The following is a 20,419-nucleotide window of genomic DNA, read 5'->3' on the forward strand; positions in this document are numbered from 1 at the left end:
CGAAAGGCCCTAGTCCTTGCGGCCCGTCGTCGCGACCGTCACGCCGAGGCCGATCATGGCCAGCCCGCCCGCGCCGCCGACCATCGACAGGCGGCGCGGCGAGCGCGCGAACCAGCCTCGGGCCGTGGCGGCGACGAGGCCCCAGACGCTGTCGGACGCGAGAGCGATGGCGTTGAAGACCACGCCGAGCAGCAGCATCTGGAGCACGACATGGCCCTGTCCCCGGTCCACGAACTGGGGGAGGACGGCGGCGAAGAAGACGATGGTCTTGGGATTGGCCACGCCCACGGCGAAGCCCTCCGCGAGGGTGCGCAGCCCGCTGTGCCGCTCGCCGTCCTCGTCGGCGAACGCGGCGCTCAGGGAGCCGCGCCGGCGTATGGCCCGGACGCCCAGATACACGAGATAGGCGGCGCCCGCGAGCTTCAGGGCCGTGAAGACGACGACGGAGCGCTCGACGACGGAGCCGACGCCGAGGGCGACGGCGACCACGAGGACGTACGCGCCGAGCGTGTTGCCCACGACCGTGGTGAGCGCGGCGCGGCGGCCCTGGGCGAGCGCGCGTCCGACGACGAACAGCACGCTGGGCCCGGGCACCACGATGAGCAGCAAGGACATCGCGGCGAAGGCGAGAAGACGATCTGTTGACACCATGGCGGCCATCGTCCTCGCGCGAGGGGCCCGGGATCCAGTGGTTTTTCCGGTGGCCGCGCGGCGCGGGTGACGGGACGATATTTTCGGTGCCGCCGCCGAATTCTCTTTTCCGGAATTCAATTGCCGGGAATTGCCTTCCGGTCTCCGGTCTCCGCCTGTTCTCCGGTTCCGCTGCCACCTGTTCGGCCCAGGAATTCGTCTGCCCGGTGGCCGCTCCGGGAAGCGCTGGTAGCGTTTACGCTCGCCGTGCGTGTCCGAAGGGAAGGCAGGTTCCCGTGCCCGAACCGCAGCCCGTGATCATTCCCCCGGCCAAGGCCGCGGTGTTCCTCGTGTTCACGCTCGCGCCCGGCGCCGAGGCCACGGTCCGCGATCTGCTCCAGGACGTGTCGGGCCTGCGGCGCTCGGTCGGATTCCGCGCCCCGGACGCCGGGCTGAACTGCGTGGTCGGCATCGGCTCGACGGCCTGGGACCGGCTCTTCGGCGGCCCGCGCCCCCGGGAGCTGCACCCCTTCGTGGAGCTGTCGGGGCCGCGGCACCGGGCCCCCGCCACCCCCGGTGACCTGCTCTTCCATCTGCGGGCCCGGCACATGGACCTCTGCTTCGAGCTGGCCCGGCTGCTCGTCGGGCGGCTGGAGGGCGCCGCGACCGTGGTGGACGAGGTGCACGGCTTCAAGTATTTCGACGAGCGCGATCTGCTCGGATTCGTCGACGGCTCCGAGAATCCCGAGGGGCGGGTCGCCGAGGAGTTCGTCCACATCGGCGACGAGGATCCCGGCTTCCGCGGCGGGAGCTATGTGATCGTCCAGAAGTATCTGCACGACATGACCGCCTGGACCGCGCTCTCCGCCGACGAGCAGGCCGATGTCATCGGCCGTACCAAGGCGGAGAACGTCGAGCTTTCCGACGACGTCAAGCCCGCCGATTCCCATGTCGCGCTGAACACCATCATCGACGAGGAGGGGAACGAGCGGAAGATCGTGCGCGAGAACATGCCGTTCGGCACCGTCGGCCGGGGAGAATTCGGCACGTATTTCATCGGCTATTCCCGAACCCCCGACGTCACCGAGATCATGCTCCGCAACATGTTCCTCGGTGACCCTCCGGGCACGTACGACCGGATTCTCGACTTCTCGACGGCGGTCACCGGCTGTCTCTTCCACGTCCCGACCGTCGACTTCCTCGACGACCCGCCACCCCCGCCCGGGAGCGCGGACGCCACGGCGCATGCTACGGCGGAGGCCACGACAGACGTCACGGCGGAGGCCGCCGCGGATGCCGTGGACGTCGTGGCCACCGCGGATGCCGTGGACGCCACCGCGGGGACCGGCGACGGCTCCCTGGGAATCGGCAGCCTGAAAGGAGCCCGACCATGACCACGCCCACCGGCATGTCCCACCTGCACCGGGAACTCGCCCCGATCACGCCCCCGGCGTGGGCGGAGATCGAGGAGGAGGCCCGCCGCACCTTCCGCCGCAACCTCGCGGGACGGCGTGCGGTGGACGTCACCGGGCCGGACGGGCCCGAGCTGGCGGCCGTGGGCACGGGCCACCTCGCGCGCGTCGACGCGCCCGCCGAGGGCGTCACCGCGCGGCTGCGCGAGGCCCAGCCCCTGGTCGAGCTGACCGTGCCGTTCACGGTGAGCCGGGACGCCGTGGACGATGTCGACCGGGGCTCGAAGGACGCCGACTGGCAGCCCGTCAAGGACGCGGCCCGCACCATGGCCTTCGCCGAGGACCGCGTCCTCTTCGACGGCTACGCGGCGGCGGGCATCGACGGCCTGCGCAGCCGCACCTCCAACCCGGTGCTCGGACTCCCGGCGGAGCCCCGCGAGTTCCCCGACGCGGTCAGCAAGGCGCTGACCACCCTGCGGCTGGCCGGAGTCGGCGGACCGTACGCGCTGCTGCTCGGCGCCGAGGCGTACACGGCGGTCAGCGAGACCTCCGACCACGGCTATCCGATCGCCGCCCACCTCGACCGGCTGCTCGACGGCGAGGTCGTCTGGGCGCCCGCGCTCGACGGCGCGTTCCTGCTGTCCACGCGCGGCGGCGACTTCGAGCTGAGGCTCGGCGAGGACCTCGCCATCGGTTACGCGGCACACGACGGGACCGGCATCGAGCTGTACTTCCGGCAGACCCTCACCTTCCTCACATACTCCGACGAGGCCGTCGTCGCGCTCGACTCCCCGGCGCGCGCGTCATGACCGAGCGGGACGACGCGGCCCCGGAGTTCCGCCCGTACCACCACCCCGCGGCGGGCTGGGGCGCGGCGAAGAGCGTGTCCCGGTTCCTGCTGCGGGAACGGGAGTTCGTGGACGGGCCCCGGGCCGTCCAGCGCATGAACCACGAGGACAAGGGCTTCGACTGCCCCGGCTGCGCCTGGCCGGACGACCTGAAGGGCCTGCGCCTCGACATCTGTGAGAACGGCATCAAGCACGTCACCTGGGAGATGACCCACAAGCGCGTGGGCCCCGGCTTCTTCGCGGCCCACACGGTCTCCGAGCTGGCGGAGTGGAGCGACGCGGAGCTGGAGGACCAGGGCCGCCTCACCCACCCGATGCGCTACGACGCGGCCACCGACACGTACGTCCCCGTCCCCTGGTGCGAGGCCTTCGCGCTCGTCGGCGAGAGGCTGCGCGGCCTCGACCACCCCGGGCAGGCCGCGTTCTACACCTCCGGGCGCCTCGGGAACGAGGCCACGTTCCTCTACCAGCTCATGGCCCGCGAGCTGGGCACCAACAATCTGCCCGACTGCTCGAACATGTGCCACGAGGCCAGCGGCCGCGCCCTCACCGCGTCCCTCGGCACCGGTAAGGGCACCGCCGACCTGAAGGACTGGGAGACCGCCGACGCGCTCTTCGTCCTCGGCGTCAACGCCGCCTCGAACGCGCCCAGGATGCTCACCGCGCTCGCCGAGGCGCACCGGCGCGGCGCGTCGATCGTGCACATCAACCCGCTGGTCGAGGCCGCCGCGACGCGCACGATCATCCCGCACGACTTCGTGAACATGGCCCTGTTCCGCTCCACGCCCACGAGCACGCTCAACGTACAGCCGCGCATCGGCGGCGACATGGCGCTCGTCCGCGGCATGGCCAAGGCCGTCCTCGCCCGGTCCGAGGACGATCCGAAGGCGCTGGACCGGGAGTTCGTCGAGCGGTACACGACGGGCTTCGAGGAGTACCGGGAGCTGTGCGCGGCGACGCCCTGGGAGGAGATCGAGCGGCAGAGCGGCGTGAGCCGCGCGACGGTCGAGAGGGCGGCACGTGTCTACCGCGAGGCCGACCGCTCCCTCTTCAGTTGGTGCCTGGGCATCACCCAGCACGAGCACGGCGTCGACACCGTCCGCGAGATCGTCAATCTCCTGCTGCTGCGCGGCAATCTGGGCCGCGAGGGCGCGGGCCCCTCACCGGTCCGGGGCCACAGCAATGTGCAGGGCAACCGCACCTGCGGCATCGACCACCGCCCCTCGGACGCCTTCCTCGACCGGCTGGCCGAGGCGTGCGGCATCGAGCCGCCCCGGGAACACGGCCTCGACACCGTCGGCACCATCCGGGCCATGCACGGCGGCGAGGTGAAGGTCTTCGTCGGCATGGGCGGCAACTTCGCGCTGGCCGCGCCCGACACCCCGTACACCGCCGAGGCCCTGCGGAACTGCGAGCTGACGGTGCAGGTCAGCACCAAGCTCAACCGGAGCCACCTCGTCCACGGGCGTGACGCGCTGATCCTGCCCTGCCTCGGGCGCACCGAGAAGGACGTCCAGCGCGGCGGCGAACAGGCCACCTCGGTCGAGGACTCGATGAGCATGGTCCACCTCTCGCGCGGCATGAAGCGCCCCGCCTCCCACCTGCTGCTCTCCGAACCGGCGATCGTCGCGGGCATGGCACGCGCGGCCCTGCCCGACAGCGCCACGCCCTGGGAGTCGTACGTCGAGGACTACGACCGCATCCGCGACACCATGGCCCGGGCGCTCGAAGGGTTCGAGGACTTCAACCGCCGCGTCCGGCTTCCCCTCGGCTTCAGGCTCCGCCAGCCCGCCCGCGAACTGGTCTTCCTCACGCCGTCGGGGCGCGCGGAGTTCTCCACCGCCGAACTGCCCGACGTCGTGCCGGAGAGCGGCACCCTGAAGCTCGGCACCATGCGCTCCCACGATCAGTGGAACACCACGATCTACTCGGACGACGACCGCTACCGGGGCATCAGCAACCTGCGCACGCTGATCTTCATGAACGAGGACGATATGCGCGAGCGCGGCCTCGCCCTCTTCGACGAGGTGGACGTCACCAGTATCGCCAGGGACGGCAGCACCCGGAGTCTCGCCGGGTACAAGGCCGTTCCGTACGACATCCCGAAGGGCTGCGCGGCGGGGTACATGCCGGAGATGAACGTGCTGTGCGCCATCGGCGACCACAGCACGCAGAGCGACCAGCCGCTGATGAAGAACGTGACGGTCACCGTGCGCCCCTCCGGTTCTACGGATTCAGCGACGGCGGGCGACTGACCGCCCGCTCCAGCGCGTCGAACGCCGCGTGGAGCCGGGCCCGGTGGCCGTCGGCCAGGTCGGAGACGTGGGCCCCCGCGAGCAACCGGGCCACCGTGCCCGTGAAGACGGTGCGGTACGCGGCGACGGCCAGCGCGGCGGTGAGCCGCGGATCGGGCTCACCCGTCTCCTCCTCAGCGGCCTCCCGCAGGACGCCGGCCAGCGCGGTCTCGACCTCCTCGACCCCCTCGCGGGCGCGCGCCCGGAGCGCGGCGGAGTCGAGGACGACGCGTGCGAAGCGCGGCCCGCTCTCGTGCAGGGCGCCCAGCGGATGCCCCTCGTCCGCGAGCCGGAGCAGCGTGCGGCGCAGCGCGGCCAGCGGCGTCTCGCCGGGGGAGCGGTCGCGCACGGCGCCGGTGACCAGCTCGACGGCCTCGGGGATGCGGTCGAGGAAGAGGTCCTCCTTGCGCGGGAAGTGGTTGAAGACGGTCATGGCGGAGACGTCCGCCGCCCGCGCGACCTCGCTCACCGTCACCGCGTCGAAGCCGCGCTCCGCGAAGAGCGCGGTCGCCACGTCGGAGATCCGCTGCCGGGTCTCGCGCTTCTTGCGCGCGCGCAGCGACTCCCGCGCCGCCGCCTGCCTTTGCTCAGCCATGACCTGGAGTATATCCACTCAAATAATTGGGTCACTAAAATCAACTGCATGACGGTCGAGAACACCCTGGAACTGGAACACCTGGAACATCCGGACCATGACGTCGTCGTCGCCGGAGGCGGCCCCGTCGGCCTGATGCTGGCCTGCGAACTCCGGCTGGGCGGCGCCCGCGTCGCCGTACTGGAACGCCGTACGGACATCGACCCGACCCTCAAGGCCGGGGGCATCAACCAGACGACCGCCGAGGCCCTCTACCGACGGGGCCTGCTGCCGAGGGCGGCCGAGGCGCAGGAGCGCCGCCTGGCGGAGTACCGCGAGGCCCTCGCCGCGCTCGGAGGGGGCAGGCTCACCGTGCCGCCGAAGTTCGCCGGGCACTTCGCCGGGATCCCGCTCAGCGCCGAGCTGCTGGACGCCGCGGACCCCGCCTTCGACGGCGCCGGGCCCGCCGGGGAGGTCGGCGCCGTGCTCCAGCAGGACGTCGAGCGCATCCTCGGCGAGCGCGCGGAGGAGCTGGGCGTCGACGTACGGCGGGGCGTCGAGCTGACCGGCTTCGACGCCGGGGCGGACGCGGTCGAGGCGTACACCTCAGCGGGGCGCCTGCGCACGGGCTGGCTCGTGGGCTGCGACGGCGGCCGCAGCCTCGTCCGCAAGCACGCCGGATTCGCCTTCCCCGGCACCGACCCCGAGATCACCGGGCGCCAGGCGGTGGCCGAGATGACGGGCACGGAGGGGCTGCGGTACGGCTGGAACCGTACGGAGCACGGCACGTACGCCTTCGGGCCGATGCCCGGCCGCTTCCTCACCGTCGAGTTCGACGGCCCGCCCGCCGACCGCGAGGCACCCGTCACCCGCGAGGAACTGGAGGAGAGCCTGCGGCGGGTGTCCGGCGCCGACGTGCGGATCCAGGCGGTGCACAGTGCCACCCGCTTCACCGACAACGCCCGCCAGGCGGACCGCTACCGCGCGGGCCGGGTGCTGCTCGCGGGCGACGCCGCGCACGTCCACTCCCCGTTCGGCGGCCAGGGCCTCAACCTCGGCATCGGCGACGCGATGAACCTCGGCTGGAAGCTCGCCGCCGTCGTACGCGGCGAAGCCCCCGACGCGCTGCTCGACACCTACACCGCCGAGCGGCACCCCCTCGGCGCCTGGGTGCTGCGCTGGACCCGCGCGCAGATCGCGCTCATGCGCACCGACCCGCACGCGGGCGCGCTGCGCGAGATCGTCGCCGAGCTGATGGAGACGGTCACGGCGACGACGTTCCTGGTCAAGAAGATCTCCGGGGTCTGGCACCGCTACGACCTCCCCGGCCCCGGCCACCCCCTCACCGGGCGCTCCGCCCCCGACCTCGCCCTCGCCGACGGCACCCGGCTCGCCGACCATCTGCACGGCGGGCGCGGCCTGCTGCTCGACCTGGCGGGGGACGCGGCGGTCACGGACCCGGCGCGCGGCTACGCGGCCCGCGTGGACACGCGCACCGTCCCGGCCGCGAGCCCGGAGGAGACGGCCGCCCTCCTCGTACGGCCCGACGGCGTCGTGGCGTGGGCGACGGACGAACCGGCCGACGCGAAGGGGCTGGAGGAGGCCCTGTCCACCTGGTTCGGGGCCGCCGCATAGGCTCGACCGGTCAACGGGACGAGCACGACGAGCACGACGAGCGAGGCGGTACGGGCACATGGACGCGGAGGCGAACGGGAACCCGAGTACGGGCGGCGAGGCCCCCGACCCCGGCCGGCTGGCGCGGCTGCTGGCCGGGGACGGCGTACGGCTCGTCGTGGACGCCGGGCTCTCCGACACGCTGGTCCGCGAACTGGCCGCCGTCACGAGCCTGACGCCGACCCGCGACCCCGAGGGCCCCGGGCCCGTCGTCCACGTCGGCCCGACCCTCCCCGACGTCCTGCGCGAGGGCGGCACGCTGCTGTGGGCGCACAGCACCAACGCGGGCGTCGACGCGCTGCTGCGCCCCGGCTGGCCGCCGCGCGCCCTGCTCACCCGCACGGTCGGCCGCATGGGCGAGCGCATCGCGCAGTACGTCCTGGCCTGGGTGCTCGCCGACTGCCAGCGCGTCCCCGACGTCCTCGCCGACCACCGGGCCCGCACCTGGGAACGGCGACAGGGCGAACTCCTGGACGGCACCCACGCCGTCGTCTTCGGCACCGGCGCCATCGGCTCCGCCGTCGCCGCCGCGCTCCAGCGGCTCGGCGTCCGTACCACCGGTGTCGCCCGCACCCCGCGCGACACCGAGGGCTTCGACCGCGTCCTCGCCCTCGCCGACGCCCCCGCCGTCCTCCCCGAGGCGCGCTGGGTCGTCAACGCCCTCCCGCTCACCCCGGACACCCGCGCCCTCTTCGCGGCCCCCCTCCTCAACGCCCTGCGCGGCGCGACGTTCCTCAACGTCGGCCGCGGCGAGTCCGTCGACCTGGACGCGCTCCGCGCGGCCCTCACCTCGGGCCACGTCGCCCGCGCCGTCCTCGACGTCCTCCCCACCGAACCCGCACCCCCGCACGCCCCCGCCTGGGACCTGCCCCGCACCGTCGTCACGTCCCACTCGGCAGGTCTGACGACGGACACGGACGTCGCCACGGACTTCCGCACGGCCTGGCGGGACACCACGAACGGCCGCCTGCCGAGCCTGACGGTACGGGTGGGCGCGGGCTACTGAAGAGCCCTGCGGACGACCGTCAGCAGGGCGCGCGTGCCCTGGGCCGTGAGGACCGAGCGGTCGGAGTGGGTGGAGAGGAGGGAGCGGGTGCTGAGGAAGGAGGCGGCGGAGGCGCAGGAGAGGGCCGAGCCGATGGAGGCGGCCGAGAGGGCGCTGCCGACCGAGCCGACCGAGAGCACCGAGCCGACCGAGCCGATGGACAGGACCGAGTCCTGGGACCAGAGGGAGAGGAGGGAGCCGTGGTTCTTCTTCCGGCGGCACGCACGTATGGAGGCCATGGTCCGATGGTGCCCCATCTCCCCGCACCCCGCGCGTCCCCGGTACCGGCACCGGACGGGCCGGGCTGCCCGTCCGGCTGGAGTGAGCCGCGCTACGGCTGGGTGTAGCGCTCGAAGCCGTCGATCAGGCCCTCGCGGCTCGGGTTGTTGAACTCGCGGACGGAGAAGTCCCGCATCAGGGACGTCTCCGTGGGGCGGTAGAGGCCCTTCTCGTAGTAGCCCGCGCCCTCGAAGGCGCCCGTGGTGCCGCCCGCCGGGTCGTCCTTGCCCAGCCAGGTGTGCCACTTGGCGCCGTTCTGCGCCATCTCGTCGGCGTCGTACGTGCTGATGTTGACGTCCTCCGGCTCGGGGCCGGTGTACTCGCCGCTCTGCCCGTAGTCGTACTCGTCCGCGAGGCGGCCGATCGAGTGGGCCATCTCGTGGACGGCGATGAGGCCGGAGTCGGCGTGGTCGGAGGAGAGGGTCGAGACGCCGTCGAAGGGGTAGCCGGTGAGCCGGTTGTAGCCCGCGCCGCCGTACTTCCCGGAGTTGGAGACGACCACGACGATGTCGGCGGCGGGCGCCTGCGCCGCGTACGAGTTGACCTTGTTCAGATCGGCGCAGAGCAGCCGCTCCATGCCGTCGCACCAGAAGTACGAGCCGAGCGCGGTGTCCTTGACGACGTCCTGCGTGGGGTCGCCGGAGACGCCCGACTCGTTGGAGACGGCGTCGACGGTCCAGACGTTCATCTTGTCCGTGTGGCTCTTGTACGGCTCGATGGCGGTGACGTCGGCCCATTTGGCCTCGGCGTCCTTGTGGAAGTCCTCCTGCTGGTCGGCGGTGTAGCCGTCGCCGACGAAGACCAGGTCGAGGCGCTCGGTGGTGGAGCCCGTGCGGTGGAGGGAACTGACGGCGCCGTCGGCCTTCGCCTCGGCGGGGGAGAGGGGGCGGTGCCGGTCGCTGATCCGCTTCGGGGCCCGCGCCGGGACGTCGGGGCGGTAACCGCGGGGGCCCGAGGGGGTGAAGTGCTCGACGTCGTGCGTCCGTTCGGCCGACGGCGGGGAGTCGGGGACGGGCGCCGGGGCGGCGGCTCCGCTCGGGGCGAAGGAGAGCAGCGCGGCGGCAGCGGCGAGTGCGGAACCTGCGGCGGTCGCGGCGGACTTACGTCTGTGGGGGGACATGTGCTCAACGTAAGGAGGCGGGGTGTGTGCGGCAAGAGGTGCGCGGGAGTGCGCGGGAGCCGGCCGTTCCCCCCTTCGTCACGGCCGACTCCCCGGCCGCCGGTCCGGTCCGTCAGTCGCCCGGACCGGCTCCGTCAGTCGCCGCCTCCGCCGCCCCCGCAGCCGCCGCCCCCGCTTCCGCATGAGCTTCCGCAGGAACTCCCGCACGAGGTGGTGCCACAGCCTCCGGGGCTGCTCGGGCGGGGCTTCCTGCGCGGGCCCGCCGCCGCCCCGACCAGGCCGCCGTCCGGCCCGCCGGCGAGGCCCTCGTCCAGCCCGTCCGCCTCCGCCCGGGTCGCCGAGGGGCCCCGCCACAGGTCCTCGTCCGCGCTGAACCCGGCCTCCTCGATCACCGCCACCGTCCGGACGAACGCGTCCGGGTCGCTGCCCGCCGCGGTGCCGCCCGGCGGGTCGGGGTGGTGGTGCACGAAGTGACCGAGCCGCCCGCACAGTTCGGCGTAGACGGCGGTGTGCAGGATCAGCGCGTGCCAGCCCTCGTCGACCAGGCGCGAGGGGCGGACGTTCACCTCGGGGAACTTCGCCGCCGCCGCGACGAGCTTCAGGCCCTCCTCGGTGACGCGCTCGGCGGTGCGCCGGGCCATGCCGGGGTTGTTGTCCCTGACCGTCGCGACGACGCCCTCGAACGCGGCGGGCGTCAGAAGATCGCGTGCCTCGTGCATGTGGTTCCTTCCGTCAGCTCTCCTCGGACTCCAGATGGCGCTTGAGACGGCGCAGCGTGGTGGCGATGTGCCAGGAATTGGTCTCGATACGGTCGACGACGCCGGTGATCAGGACGGCGAACGGGATGAACCACAGCGGCACCCGCAGCCAGGTGCTCTCGGTCACCGCGCAGCCCCCGGGCGCGGACTCGATGTCGAACTGCCAGCGGGCCACGGGAATGCCGAGCGGGGCCGACACCTCGTACGCGAAGCGGCGGTCCGGGTCGGCGTCCGTGACGCGGCAGGTGGTCGCCCAGCGCCGCCGCCCGTTGCGGTTGTGCCCCCGGAAACGGGCGCCGACCTCGGCGGTCGCCGCGCCGTCCAGCCAGCGGGCCCGGTGCGCCTCCTCGGCGAGGCGGACCATCGCGGGCGGGTCGCTGATCACGCGGTACGCCGCTGCCGGGGCCGCCTGGACGGTCACCGAACCGGTGGCGGCGGGGACGGGGAACCGGGGGATGTGGGGTCTGCGCACCGCCGCCTCCTCACGCTGATGTAATCACTGATTACATCAGCGGACGGAGAGGCGGTCAAGAGGGCCGGTCCTCCGGCCGTACGTCAACCACCCTCCGGGGAGGGGGAGTTGGCGACCCCCGCGCCGAAGACGTCCAGGACGCGCTCGACCAGCTCCTCCGCCCGCTCCGGCGGCAGGAAGCCGTCGACGATCATCTGGGAGAGCCCGTAGGTCAGCGCCTGTCCCGCGAGCCCCACGATCTCGGGGTCCCCGGGGCGGAGCGCGCCGGACCGCTGGTCGGCGACGATGGTCTCGGTGAAGACCCGCTCGATGCCGGAGAGTCTGCCGTGCAGCTCGGCGGGCTGTTCGGCCGTGTAGAGCCGGGACGTGATCAGCTCGAAGCGGCGCGGATGCGCCATGGCGAACCGGACGAAGCCCCGGCCCAGGGTCCGCATCACCGGCCCCTCCCCGTCGGCGCGGGTGACCTCCGCGAGCTGCCACGCCTCGAAGTCGGCGAAGATCCGGTCCGCGACGGCCGTCAGCAGCGCCTGCCGGTCCGCGAAGTGACGGAACGGCGCCCCCGGCGACACCCCGGCCCGCCGCGCCACCTCCCGTACGGACACCTGTTCAAGGCCGCGCTCGTCCAGCAGCTCCAGCGCGGCGGCCGTGAGCGTCTCGGGCAGCGATCCGTGGTGGTATCCGGCGCGTTCGGCGGTCCTGTCCCTCATGCGAGCAGTGCTACCACACCGGCGCGGACCGGTCGCGCCCGGCCGTTCCCCGGTCGCTCCGGGCCGTTCCCCTCGCTCCGGGCCGTTCCCCTCGCTCCCGGTCGCGCTACGTCCGTTCCGTCAGCTCGTCCCAGCGGCGCTGCGCCTCCGGGCGCCACTCGACGTGGCGGCGGTGGAAGAGCGCGGCGGCCTCGGCGCCGCTCCAGCGGGCCGGCAGCAGCTCGCGCGGCAGCATCGGGTCGAGGAACGGGAAGCGGCGCCACTCGTGGACGAGCCGGGTCAGCGCGTGCAGCACCGCGTCGCCGCCCGAGGGGCGCAGCCCGGCGAACTCGGCGGTGAACTCCTCGTACCGCCCGGAGAGTTCGCCCAGGTCCCAGGCGCGGGTGACCATCGACTCCTGGCTGCCCGCCGCGCCGTACGCGGCCGTGAACGACATGGCGTCCTCCGCGAGGCCCAGTTCCTTGAGGACCTCCAGCGCCTCGGCCTCGCGGCCGGTGTGCGGGGTGATCCACACGCCGGGCGTGGGGGAGCCGAAGCCGGCCCAGCTCAGCCGGGTCCGCAGCTTGTGCCGCAGCTCGCGGCGGGCCTCGGGGACGGAGGCGAGCAGCACCAGCCAGTTCCCGTCCCACGCGTGCTCGCCGCCGCCGAAGCCGTAGATGCGCTCGGCGCCCTCCGCCAGCAGCCGACGGCCCGTCGGCGTGAGGACCCAGCGGACGCGGCGGCCCACCCGCTCGGAGATCAGCCAGCCCTCGGCGGCGACCCGGGCGAGGGCCTGGCGGGCGGACTTCTCCTCGACGCCGAACGTGGCCAGCGCGTCGACGAGGACCGAGGTCCACACGGCCCGCTCCCGGGGGAGCACGAACTCGCCGAGCAGCGTCGTCAGGAGCGAACGGGCGCTCGCGTGGCTGACCTCGCGCCGCCTGCTGACCACCGGCGCCACCGGCATCACCGGCCGCGCCCCCGCCGCCGATCCCGCCGCCGACCCCGCCATCGTCCCTCGCTTCCCTCCGGAGCACCTCGCGCTCAGGGTAGCCCTGGCCAATAGTTGACGCTATCTTGTCGCGTCGTCACGTATATGTGGAGCTTGGACGACGCTAAGGACACGCCCCCATGAACAGACCCCGGGCCGCGCACCGGTCCCGACGCAGGCCGCGTGCGGTGCTGCTGCCGCTCCTCGTCGCGCTGACGGGCGCGCTCCTCGCGCCTCCCGCCCTCGCGGAAGAGCCCGGCCGTACGGCCCCCTCCGAGCGGAAGCTGACCGTCGGCGTGCTCTCCAGCCGTCCCGACGCGGTGACCGGTTCCGACGCGCTGCTCCGCGTCTCCCTGCCGGGCGGCACGCGGCCCGACACCGTCAGGATCGCGCTGAACGGTGCCGATGTCACCAAGTCGTTCTCGCCGGGGGACGGCGAACTCACCGGGCTGGTCGAGGGCTTGCGCCCGCGCGCCAACACCGTCACGGCGACCGCGCCCGGCCGCCGCCCCGCGCGCCTCACCCTCACCAACCACCCCGCCGAGGGCCCCGTCTTCTCCGGACCGCACCAGAAGCCGTACGTGTGCGAGACGGACTCCTTCGAGCTTCCCGTGATCGGCGGCACGCTCGGCGAACCGCTCGACGCCGACTGCTCCGTCCGCACCCGCGTCGACTACTTCTACCGGACCACCGGCGGCGCCTTCCGGCCGCTGCCCGGCGGCTCCGGGGCCACCGGTCACCCCGCCGACCTCGCGACGACCACCACCTCGACGGGGAAGAAGGTGCCCTACGTCGTCCGCATGGAGACCGGCACCCGCAACCGCGCCGTCTACCAGACAACGCTGCTGCACGACCCCGTGAACGAGCCCGCGCCCGGCCCCCGTTCGCGGCCCGAGGGCTGGAACGGACGCGCGCTGTTCACCCTCGGCGGCGGCTGCACCGGCGGCTGGTACCGGCAGGGGAACACGACGGGCGGCGTCACCGACGACGCGATGCTGCGCGAGGGGTACGCCGTGATGTCGTCCTCGCTCAACGTCTTCGGCCAGAACTGCTCGGACCTGACGGCCGCCGAGACCGCCTCGATGGTCAAGGAGCGGTTCACCGAGGCGTACGGGCCCGCCGCGCACACGATCGGCTTCGGCTGCTCCGGCGGCTCGTACCAGGCGTACCAGATCGCCGACAACTACCCGGGGATCTTCGACGGCATCATCCCCGGCTGCTCGTTCCCCGACGTCGGCTTCGCGATGACGCAGCGTGTCACTGACACCAAGCTTCTCACCGACTACTTCGACAAGGCTGCCGGGCGCGGCGAGAGCTGGAGCGAGGAGCAGAAGCGCGCCGTCACCGGCTTCGGCCGCTACGTCACGGCCACCGCCACCAAGGGCGACGCGGCCCGTATCGACCCCACGGCCAACTGCGGCGTGCTGCCCGAGAAGCTGCGCTACGACCCGGTGAAGAACCCGCGCGGCGCCCGCTGCGACCTCTACGACCACGCGAAGAACGTCTACGGCACCGACCCGGGGACCGGCTTCGCGCGCCGCCCGCTCGACAACGTCGGCATCCAGTACGGCCTGAAGGCCCTCAAGGACGGCACCCTCACCAAGGAGCAGTTCCTCGACCTCAACGAGCGTATCGGCGGCTTCGACAAGGACGCCCGGCACAGCGCCGGGCGCACCGAGGCCGACCCGGAGGCGCTGCGCACCGCCTACCGCACCGGGCGGCTCACCAACGGGGGCGGCGGCCTGAAGGACGTACCGATCCTCGAATACCGCGCCTACCAGGACGACACCCCCAAGGGCGACACGCACCTGCGCTATTACTCGCTCTCGATGCGCGAGCGCCTGGAGAAGGCCAACGGGACCTCGGCCAACATGGTCAGCGTCCTGGAGGACTCGCGGTACGGCGGCTTCAGCACCGACAGCCCGCTGCTGCGGAGGTCGATCGCGATGATGGACCGCTGGCTCACCGCGCTCGCCGCCGACGGCTCGGACGCGCCCCGCATCCAGAAGATCGTGCGCGCCAGGCCGGACGGGCTGCGCGAGGGGTGCAACACGCGCGACGCCGAGCCCCGCTTCCTCGCCCAGAAGCTCGACAGGGACCCGGACAGCACATGCGAGAAGCTCTACCCCTCGCACTCCTTCCCGCGCGAGGTCGCGGGCGAGTCCGTCGCCACCGACGTGATCAAGTGCCGCACCGAGGCGCCTCGGCGCGACGCGTACGGCGACGTCCGCTGGACCGACGCCGAGTGGAAGCGGCTGCGTGCCGTCTTCGACCGCGGCGTGTGCGACTACGACAGGAAGGGCGTGGGGCAGCAGGGACTCAAGGGAACCTGGCTGCGCTTCTGAGGAACGGCGCCGAAGAGGAGGGTGTGACCTGAGTGGCGGGTGTCACGGACAGACCCGCCCACTCAGGGATAAGTTCTGCCTACACACGGAAAAAGGAACGACCGGAGTCTGAGCGTGCTGAGCGTGCGAGCGACAACTTTCGGGCTGGCGCTGCGCGCGGCGGCCTGCGGACTGATGGCGTGGCTCGTGTGGCTGTGCTGGCACCTGAGCACCCGCGACGCGGTCGACGTCCGCTGGGAGTGCGACTCGCAGGGCTGCTCCAGCGACGACTTCGCGAGCGCCGCCCCGATCCTCGGGCTGATGACGGCCGTGCTGCTCACCCTCATGGCCTCCCGTCTCCTGCACCGCGCGGCGCCCGGCGCCGTCGTCGCGCACTGCGCGCTCGCCGCCGCGAGCGGCTGGCACGCGGCGCTCGGCTCCGGCCGGGTCGCCGAGGGCACCCGCACCGACTGGCACCTGCTCGTCCCCGTCGCCCGGCTCTCCGTCTCCACCTGGCTCACGTTCCTCACGGCGGTGGCGGGCGCCGGACTGCTGGGCGCCGCGTGGGGCGCGGCCGTCAGCCTGCGGCGTACGGCCGTGCTCGCGCGGCTCCGTCCGGGCCGGACCACGGCGCGGGCCGAACTCCTGGGCTGGCGGTCCACGGGCCGCACGCGGGGAGCGGTCACGGTCGTCTTCCGGGACGCGCACGGCGTACGCCACGAGGTGCCCACCGTCACCGAACGGCTGGCCCTCGGCCGCCCCGTGCTCGCCGTCTACGACGAGACGCGGCCCGGCGACCCCGCCACGACCCGCGTCGCCATTCCCCGCAAACGGCTGCTCCCCGGGGTGCGGACCGCATGAGGATCACCCTCCCCGCCGTCCTCTCCGGCTGTCTGCTCGGCGTGGCGCTCGCCGTCCTCGTGCACGGGTTCTCCGAGGGCGTGCTGTGGATGCGGATCGTCGGGCTCGCGGCGGCCTCGCTGATGCTGCTCGCGCTCTCCTGGGCCGTCGAGCTGTCCGCCACCGGATACGCGTCCCCGCCGCGCGAGGGCGTCCCCCGCGCGTACGCGCCCGCCGTGGTCCGCTCCGCCCGTTCCGTGGACGACCCGCGAGGGGTCCACCGGGGCATGTTCCTCTTCGAGCTGACCGTCCACCCCGAGGGCCGCCGCCCGTTCGGCGTGCGCGTCCTCCACCCGCTCGACCTCCAGGGGCTGACGCGGCGCCGTGCCGCCGTCGTCGAGTACGACCCGCGCCGGCCCTGGCGCGCGGCTCTGCCCGCCGACCCGCCGTGGGAGTGGGCGGCGCGCGCCGAGGCCCTCGCGGCGGAGGACGAGGGATCCGTGCCGCCCCCCGCCGCGGCGCGGATCCCCCCGGGCTTCCCGGTGCTCGTGATCGGCCTGTGCACCGGCGTCGCGTTCACCTGGCTGCTGTCACGCTGAGCCCCCGCCGGGACGTCCGGCGTCCAGGTGCCGGTCGAAGAACGCCCGTACCGTGCCGCGCACCAGCGGGACCGACCGGGCGGGGGCGATCCTTCCGACGAGCGCGTTGCGGCCCTCGGCGGTCATCAGCCCCGCCCTCTCCAGCGGGGGCACCATCGCGGCGAGGTCCGTGAAGACCCAGTGCGCCGCGTCGCGGACCTCGACGCGGCGCGTACGGCCGCCGGGGTGGTCCAGCATCGCGCCCCACGACCGGTCGAACCGCGCGTCCCGGAAGCCGTCGGTCCCCACCAGGAGCAGCGGCCTGTCCACCCCTTCGCGGGCGACCGGCAGCAGCTCGCCCGACGGCAGGTCGAGATAGCCCTCCAGGTCGACGGCGGCGGCGATCCGCGGGTCCTCGTACATCGCCTGCGCCACGGCCGTGCCGCCCGCCGAGTGCCCGTACGCGCCCACGCGCCGCGTATCCAGGGCGAGTCCGAGCGCGTCCGCGTGCGCGGGGAGCACGTCGAGGACGAAGCGGAGGTCGGCGACCCGGGTCTCCGTCATCGTGCGGAAGAGCGGCGTGTCCTTCGCCGGGTCGCCGCGCAGCGCGGTCGTCCGTATCCGCCCGCCGGGGAACTCGACCTCGCTCGTCTCGCCCGGGTGGTCGACGGACACGACGACGTAGCCGTGGCTCGCCAGGTCCTGCGCGAGGGCCGTTCCCAGGGTGCGCGGATCGCCGCCGCCCGGGGTGTGGAGCAGCACCGGGCGGGGACGCGCGGACGGGAGGGGTGGCGCGTCCTCGTACGCGTGGGTCCGCGTCGCCGCCCAGTCCACGTCGCTCCCGGGGAGCTGCGGGTGCAGCCGCGTGGCGTCGAGCCGCCCGAACCACTCGGCGGCGCCGGGCGTCATCTGCGGCGCGCGCGGACGGCCGTGCGTGGCCCGGGCCGGATGGAAGACGCTGACCATCAACTCCCGCCCGCCGGTGCCGGGGTCCCACGGGTCGGGCCGGTCCTCGTCCGTCAGGTGAAGGAGGGCCACCCCGACGCGGTGCGGGCCGGTGGGCCCGGGGAGCCGCAGGGTGACGTCCCCGGTGAGGTCCCCGGTGGCGTCCCCGCCCGCTCGGGCGCGCGCCCGCGGGGCTCCGCGCGTGAACTGCGCGAGCAGCGTGGCGGTCAGTGCGGCGGTCAGTGCGGCCGCCGATCCGACGACGGCCCGGCGGCGGACCGGCTCTGCGGAGCCGTCGCCCTGGTGGAATGATGTGCTCGGCATGGCGGGAATGCTGGCGCCTGACGGGACGTACGGGCGAAGGTTCAGGCCCTGCCCGAAAGGATAGGCGCGGTGGCGAGAGGGGGCCCGGGCCGGTGATCCGTATCCGCTTCACCGCCGACGACCTCGCCCGCGTCCGCTTCGCGCCCGTCCCCGCGCCGCTGCAGGAACTGAACGTCGCCCTCGCGACGATGCTCCGCCCCGGCCGCGACGGTGCCGCCGACGTCCTGCTCGGCCGCTGGCGCCGCCGTCTGCTCCGCGCCCTGCCCCCGGCGGCCGAGCCCCTGGCGGACCTCGCGCCCGGCGGGAGGGCGCCCCTCTTCCTCGACGTCTTCGCCGGGAGCGTCGGGGAGGGGCAGCGGGCGCTGCGGAGCACGCCGCCCGCGCTCGTCCGCTCCGAACTCGCCCGCGTCTGGCGCGCGTCCGGGGCCGTCTCCGGGGCCGCATCCGGGGCTGCCCCTGGGGCCGTGCCGCTTCCGCGCTGGATCCACGCCCTCCACCGGGGCGAGGAGGAGGCGTGGCGGACGCTGCTGCGCGCCCAGCGCGCGGCGTACGAGGTGGCGGTGCGGCCCGTGTGGGGCCGGGTCCAGGACCTGCACCGGGCGGAGTTCGCCCGGCACGCGCTGACGGTCGCCGAGCGCGGCATCGGCGCGGCACTCACCGAGGCCGTCCCGGGCTCGCGGCTCCGCGACGGCGTCTGGGAGTGCCCGGGCCCCCGCCAGGCGGACCTCGTCCTGGCCGGACGGCCCCTCGTCCTGCGCCCCACCTTCCACGGAACGGGCCAGCCGCTGCTCGCCGAGCCGCCCACGAACGGGGACGGGTTCGGCGACGGGAGCGGCGAAGGCGAGGTGACGCTGACGTACGCGGCAGGGCCGGGCCTCCCTCTCCCGCAGGGGGCCGACCCGGACGCGGCGCTCGCGGAGGCGCTGGGCCGGACACGCGCCGCGTGCCTGCTCCTCCTGGAGGCCGGGCACACGACGACCCAGCTCGCCCGCCGCCTCGGCGTCAGCAACGCGACCGCGTCCAGCCACGCCGCCGCCCTGCGCGCCGCGGGCCTCGTCTCGACGGCCCGGGCGGGCCGCGCCGTGCTCCACCGCCGCTCACCGCTGGGCCACCTCCTGGTCCACGGCCGGGCGGGGGTCGGCTCCGGCCGTCAGTACGGTACGTAGTACGTCAGCAGGTCCGCGGTGAGCGGCGGGAAGAGTGCGCGGTACAGCTCCTCGTCGGCCGCGTACACATCCGGCCGTATCCGGGACAGGCCCTCCATCCCGTGTGGGCCGAACAGAAGGGCCGGAAGGTGATCCGGAGCCACCCCGGCCCCGCCCGCCGCACCCGGCCCCTGCATCGGGCCACCGGTGACGACCTCGCCGAGCCCGTCCTCCCCGACCGGAATCCGGTGGTGGGCGCCGAACGTGGACAGCACGAGGTCGCGTCCGGCCCGGTCGAGCCCCGCGTCGGTGAGCCGGCGCCAGAAGACCGGCCGCAGCCGGCCGAGCAGCGCGGCGGAGTCCGGGATACGGACGTAGAACTGCTCGGCGCCCGCCGGAGGTTCGGCGACGGCCAGGCCGTGCCAGGCCGCGGCGGTGACCGTCCCCGCGCGGTGGACGGCCCGCACCCGGTGGCCCGGGGCCGAGGCCGCGACGCCGCGCAGCAGGTCCCGTGCCGCCTCCTCGTCGCGCGCGGCGGCCTCGGCCAGCAGCACCTCGCCGTCGCCGGGCGGCGTGGTGCGCCCGGTCGCGACGACGGCGCCGCAGCGCTCCAGCACCCACTGGCTGCCGGCCTCGTGGCCGAGCAGCCACCGCCAGCACGCCGCCGAGTGCGGCATCGCCACGTCGAACCCGCCCTGGGCGGCGTCCTGGAGGGCGGCCATGGCGGGGACGTCGGCGGGCCGTGCCGCACGCGGCGCCGGAGCCTCGCCGGGCCCGGGCCGCGGCGGTACGCGCAGGAGCCGGGCCGGAGGAATGTCGATGGCGTACTCGTAGCCGAACAGCCGGTAGAAGTACGGGATCCCGATCATCACCTGAAGGACATGGCCGCGCGTCGCCGAGCGTGCGTGGGCCCAGCCCATGAGCGCCCGTACGAGCCCCCGGCCCTCGTACGCGCGGTCCGTGGCGACGAGTTCGACCTGCCCCGCGGGCAGCCGCACGCCGCCGACGCGGACCTCCTCGTCGAGGAGCGTCGCGGTCGAGACGACCCGGTCGCCGTCGACGACCACGGCACAGGCGGACCAGCCCGCGTCGGGGTCCTCGACGACGAGCCGATGATCGACAGCGTCCTCCGGCTCCCCGCGCGCCGTGAGCAGCTCCCCGATCTGCTCCAGATCGGCCGCCCGGGCCTCACGCAGAACGAGCCCGCCCGGCAACGGGACGGAAACGGGACCGGAACCGGAAGAGTCGGACGAACTGCTCATCCCCGGACCCTCCCAGCCCCACCCGACCCCGTCCACCGGATTTCCCCAGGCCGGTGACTGCCGGGTGGCCGGGCGGCCGGGCGGCCGGGGCGCGGCCGGAATGTCGCCCCCCCGGCCGCTGGCCGGCGGCTGTCGAGCGCCCGGCTGGGGAACGACTGGTCGCCGTGCCGGGAGCCGCGCGGTTGTCGGGCAGGGGGCAACGGGGCGCTGGGCCGTCG

At 74.0% G+C, this 20,419-nt stretch carries 19 protein-coding genes; 9 read left to right on the forward strand and 10 right to left on the reverse strand.

All coding sequences use genetic code 11. The annotated features are described in order from the left end of the window. Positions 1–9: 9 nt before the first annotated feature. Complete coding sequence (locus tag ABD343_RS30555; protein WP_344532793.1) at positions 10–651, reverse strand: LysE family translocator; 642 nt, start codon at positions 649–651, stop codon at positions 10–12. Positions 652–926: 275 nt separating this feature from the next. On the opposite strand from ABD343_RS30555, the gene ABD343_RS30560 reads away from it, so the two are divergent. Genes ABD343_RS30560 through ABD343_RS30570 form a run of 3 tightly spaced genes read left to right on the forward strand, consistent with a single transcriptional unit; the run spans position 927 to position 5,145 of the window. Continuing rightward, a complete protein-coding gene (locus ABD343_RS30560) occupies positions 927–2,024 on the forward strand; it encodes a Dyp-type peroxidase (protein WP_344532795.1) in 1,098 nt (365 codons plus the stop codon). A gap of 14 nt (positions 2,025–2,038) precedes the next feature. After that, positions 2,039–2,851: a family 1 encapsulin nanocompartment shell protein gene (locus ABD343_RS30565; protein ID WP_344533108.1), complete on the forward strand. Its 813-nt coding sequence runs from the start codon at positions 2,039–2,041 to the stop codon at positions 2,849–2,851. Further along, complete coding sequence (locus tag ABD343_RS30570) at positions 2,848–5,145, forward strand: FdhF/YdeP family oxidoreductase (RefSeq protein WP_344532797.1); 2,298 nt, start codon at positions 2,848–2,850, stop codon at positions 5,143–5,145. The genes ABD343_RS30565 and ABD343_RS30570 overlap by 4 nt, the downstream gene beginning before the upstream one ends. On the opposite strand, the gene ABD343_RS30575 is transcribed toward ABD343_RS30570, so the two are convergent. Then, positions 5,117–5,779 carry a TetR/AcrR family transcriptional regulator gene (locus ABD343_RS30575; protein ID WP_344532799.1) on the reverse strand — a complete coding sequence of 221 codons (663 nt, stop codon included), beginning with the start codon at positions 5,777–5,779 and terminating at the stop codon, positions 5,117–5,119. The genes ABD343_RS30570 and ABD343_RS30575 overlap by 29 nt on opposite strands. A gap of 48 nt (positions 5,780–5,827) precedes the next feature. Between ABD343_RS30575 and ABD343_RS30580 the strand changes: the two genes are divergently transcribed. Both ABD343_RS30580 and ABD343_RS30585 read left to right on the forward strand, forming a co-directional pair. Next, positions 5,828–7,393, forward strand: coding sequence for an FAD-dependent monooxygenase (locus tag ABD343_RS30580; protein WP_344532800.1), 1,566 nt, complete (start codon positions 5,828–5,830; stop codon positions 7,391–7,393). A 58-nt stretch (positions 7,394–7,451) separates the two neighbouring features. After that, complete coding sequence (locus ABD343_RS30585; RefSeq protein WP_344532802.1) at positions 7,452–8,438, forward strand: NAD(P)-dependent oxidoreductase; 987 nt, start codon at positions 7,452–7,454, stop codon at positions 8,436–8,438. On the opposite strand, the gene ABD343_RS30590 is transcribed toward ABD343_RS30585, so the two are convergent. The 6 genes from ABD343_RS30590 to ABD343_RS30615 form a co-directional block, all read right to left on the reverse strand. Further along, complete coding sequence (locus ABD343_RS30590; RefSeq protein WP_344532804.1) at positions 8,432–8,716, reverse strand: hypothetical protein; 285 nt, start codon at positions 8,714–8,716, stop codon at positions 8,432–8,434. The two genes, ABD343_RS30585 and ABD343_RS30590, sit on opposite strands and share 7 nt — an antisense overlap. 92 nt (positions 8,717–8,808) lie before the next feature. Next, on the reverse strand, positions 8,809–9,876 hold the full coding sequence (locus ABD343_RS30595; RefSeq protein ID WP_344532806.1) for a M64 family metallopeptidase: 1,068 nt from the start codon (positions 9,874–9,876) through the stop codon (positions 8,809–8,811). 134 nt (positions 9,877–10,010) lie between these two features. Beyond that, on the reverse strand, positions 10,011–10,595 hold the full coding sequence (locus ABD343_RS30600) for a glycine-rich domain-containing protein (protein WP_344532807.1): 585 nt from the start codon (positions 10,593–10,595) through the stop codon (positions 10,011–10,013). 13 nt (positions 10,596–10,608) lie between these two features. Beyond that, on the reverse strand, positions 10,609–11,106 hold the full coding sequence (locus tag ABD343_RS30605) for an SRPBCC family protein (RefSeq protein ID WP_344532809.1): 498 nt from the start codon (positions 11,104–11,106) through the stop codon (positions 10,609–10,611). An 83-nt stretch (positions 11,107–11,189) separates the two neighbouring features. Further along, positions 11,190–11,813 (reverse strand): TetR/AcrR family transcriptional regulator, encoded by a 624-nt coding sequence (locus ABD343_RS30610; RefSeq protein ID WP_344532811.1) that lies wholly within the window; start codon positions 11,811–11,813, stop codon positions 11,190–11,192. Between the two features lie 106 nt (positions 11,814–11,919). Then, positions 11,920–12,804 (reverse strand): PaaX family transcriptional regulator, encoded by an 885-nt coding sequence (locus tag ABD343_RS30615; RefSeq protein ID WP_344532813.1) that lies wholly within the window; start codon positions 12,802–12,804, stop codon positions 11,920–11,922. A 119-nt stretch (positions 12,805–12,923) separates the two neighbouring features. On the opposite strand from ABD343_RS30615, the gene ABD343_RS30620 reads away from it, so the two are divergent. From ABD343_RS30620 to ABD343_RS30630, 3 genes are all read left to right on the forward strand, one after another. After that, complete coding sequence (locus tag ABD343_RS30620) at positions 12,924–15,128, forward strand: DUF6351 family protein (protein WP_344532814.1); 2,205 nt, start codon at positions 12,924–12,926, stop codon at positions 15,126–15,128. 123 nt (positions 15,129–15,251) lie between these two features. Further along, the gene (locus ABD343_RS30625) at positions 15,252–15,968 is read left to right on the forward strand and encodes a hypothetical protein (protein WP_344532816.1); all 717 of its coding nucleotides are present in this window, start codon (positions 15,252–15,254) and stop codon (positions 15,966–15,968) included. Beyond that, positions 15,965–16,546: a hypothetical protein gene (locus ABD343_RS30630; protein WP_344532818.1), complete on the forward strand. Its 582-nt coding sequence runs from the start codon at positions 15,965–15,967 to the stop codon at positions 16,544–16,546. The genes ABD343_RS30625 and ABD343_RS30630 overlap by 4 nt, the downstream gene beginning before the upstream one ends. On the opposite strand, the gene ABD343_RS30635 is transcribed toward ABD343_RS30630, so the two are convergent. Next, entirely contained in the window at positions 16,538–17,794 is a 1,257-nt protein-coding gene (locus tag ABD343_RS30635; RefSeq protein ID WP_344532819.1) for an alpha/beta hydrolase family protein, read from the reverse strand. The two genes, ABD343_RS30630 and ABD343_RS30635, sit on opposite strands and share 9 nt — an antisense overlap. Positions 17,795–17,886: 92 nt before the next feature. On the opposite strand from ABD343_RS30635, the gene ABD343_RS30640 reads away from it, so the two are divergent. Then, entirely contained in the window at positions 17,887–18,960 is a 1,074-nt protein-coding gene (locus tag ABD343_RS30640) for an ArsR/SmtB family transcription factor (protein WP_344532821.1), read from the forward strand. Here ABD343_RS30640 and ABD343_RS30645 read toward each other — a convergent pair. Then, the gene (locus ABD343_RS30645) at positions 18,945–20,201 is read right to left on the reverse strand and encodes a GNAT family N-acetyltransferase (RefSeq protein WP_344532823.1); all 1,257 of its coding nucleotides are present in this window, start codon (positions 20,199–20,201) and stop codon (positions 18,945–18,947) included. The genes ABD343_RS30640 and ABD343_RS30645 overlap by 16 nt on opposite strands. Positions 20,202–20,419: the final 218 nt, after the last annotated feature.

The sequence above is a fragment of the Streptomyces albiaxialis genome (assembly GCF_039530985.1).
GTDB classification, from domain to species: Bacteria; Actinomycetota; Actinomycetes; order Streptomycetales; family Streptomycetaceae; genus Streptomyces; species Streptomyces albiaxialis.

Bases quoted from the DNA above. Each gene is read 5' to 3' on its own strand.
- ABD343_RS30555 (WP_344532793.1), bottom strand. From the start codon at position 651: ATGGTGTCAACAGATCGTCTTCTCGCCTTCGCCGCGATGTCCTTGCTG.
- ABD343_RS30565 (WP_344533108.1), top strand. From the start codon at position 2,039: ATGTCCCACCTGCACCGGGAACTCGCCCCGATCACGCCCCCGGCGTGG.
- ABD343_RS30570 (WP_344532797.1), top strand. From the start codon at position 2,848: ATGACCGAGCGGGACGACGCGGCCCCGGAGTTCCGCCCGTACCACCAC.
- ABD343_RS30575 (WP_344532799.1), bottom strand. From the start codon at position 5,779: ATGGCTGAGCAAAGGCAGGCGGCGGCGCGGGAGTCGCTGCGCGCGCGC.
- ABD343_RS30580 (WP_344532800.1), top strand. From the start codon at position 5,828: ATGACGGTCGAGAACACCCTGGAACTGGAACACCTGGAACATCCGGAC.
- ABD343_RS30585 (WP_344532802.1), top strand. From the start codon at position 7,452: ATGGACGCGGAGGCGAACGGGAACCCGAGTACGGGCGGCGAGGCCCCC.
- ABD343_RS30590 (WP_344532804.1), bottom strand. From the start codon at position 8,716: ATGGCCTCCATACGTGCGTGCCGCCGGAAGAAGAACCACGGCTCCCTC.
- ABD343_RS30595 (WP_344532806.1), bottom strand. From the start codon at position 9,876: ATGTCCCCCCACAGACGTAAGTCCGCCGCGACCGCCGCAGGTTCCGCA.
- ABD343_RS30600 (WP_344532807.1), bottom strand. From the start codon at position 10,595: ATGCACGAGGCACGCGATCTTCTGACGCCCGCCGCGTTCGAGGGCGTC.
- ABD343_RS30610 (WP_344532811.1), bottom strand. From the start codon at position 11,813: ATGAGGGACAGGACCGCCGAACGCGCCGGATACCACCACGGATCGCTG.
- ABD343_RS30615 (WP_344532813.1), bottom strand. From the start codon at position 12,804: ATGGCGGGGTCGGCGGCGGGATCGGCGGCGGGGGCGCGGCCGGTGATG.
- ABD343_RS30620 (WP_344532814.1), top strand. From the start codon at position 12,924: ATGAACAGACCCCGGGCCGCGCACCGGTCCCGACGCAGGCCGCGTGCG.
- ABD343_RS30630 (WP_344532818.1), top strand. From the start codon at position 15,965: ATGAGGATCACCCTCCCCGCCGTCCTCTCCGGCTGTCTGCTCGGCGTG.
- ABD343_RS30635 (WP_344532819.1), bottom strand. From the start codon at position 17,794: ATGCCGAGCACATCATTCCACCAGGGCGACGGCTCCGCAGAGCCGGTC.
- ABD343_RS30645 (WP_344532823.1), bottom strand. From the start codon at position 20,201: ATGAGCAGTTCGTCCGACTCTTCCGGTTCCGGTCCCGTTTCCGTCCCG.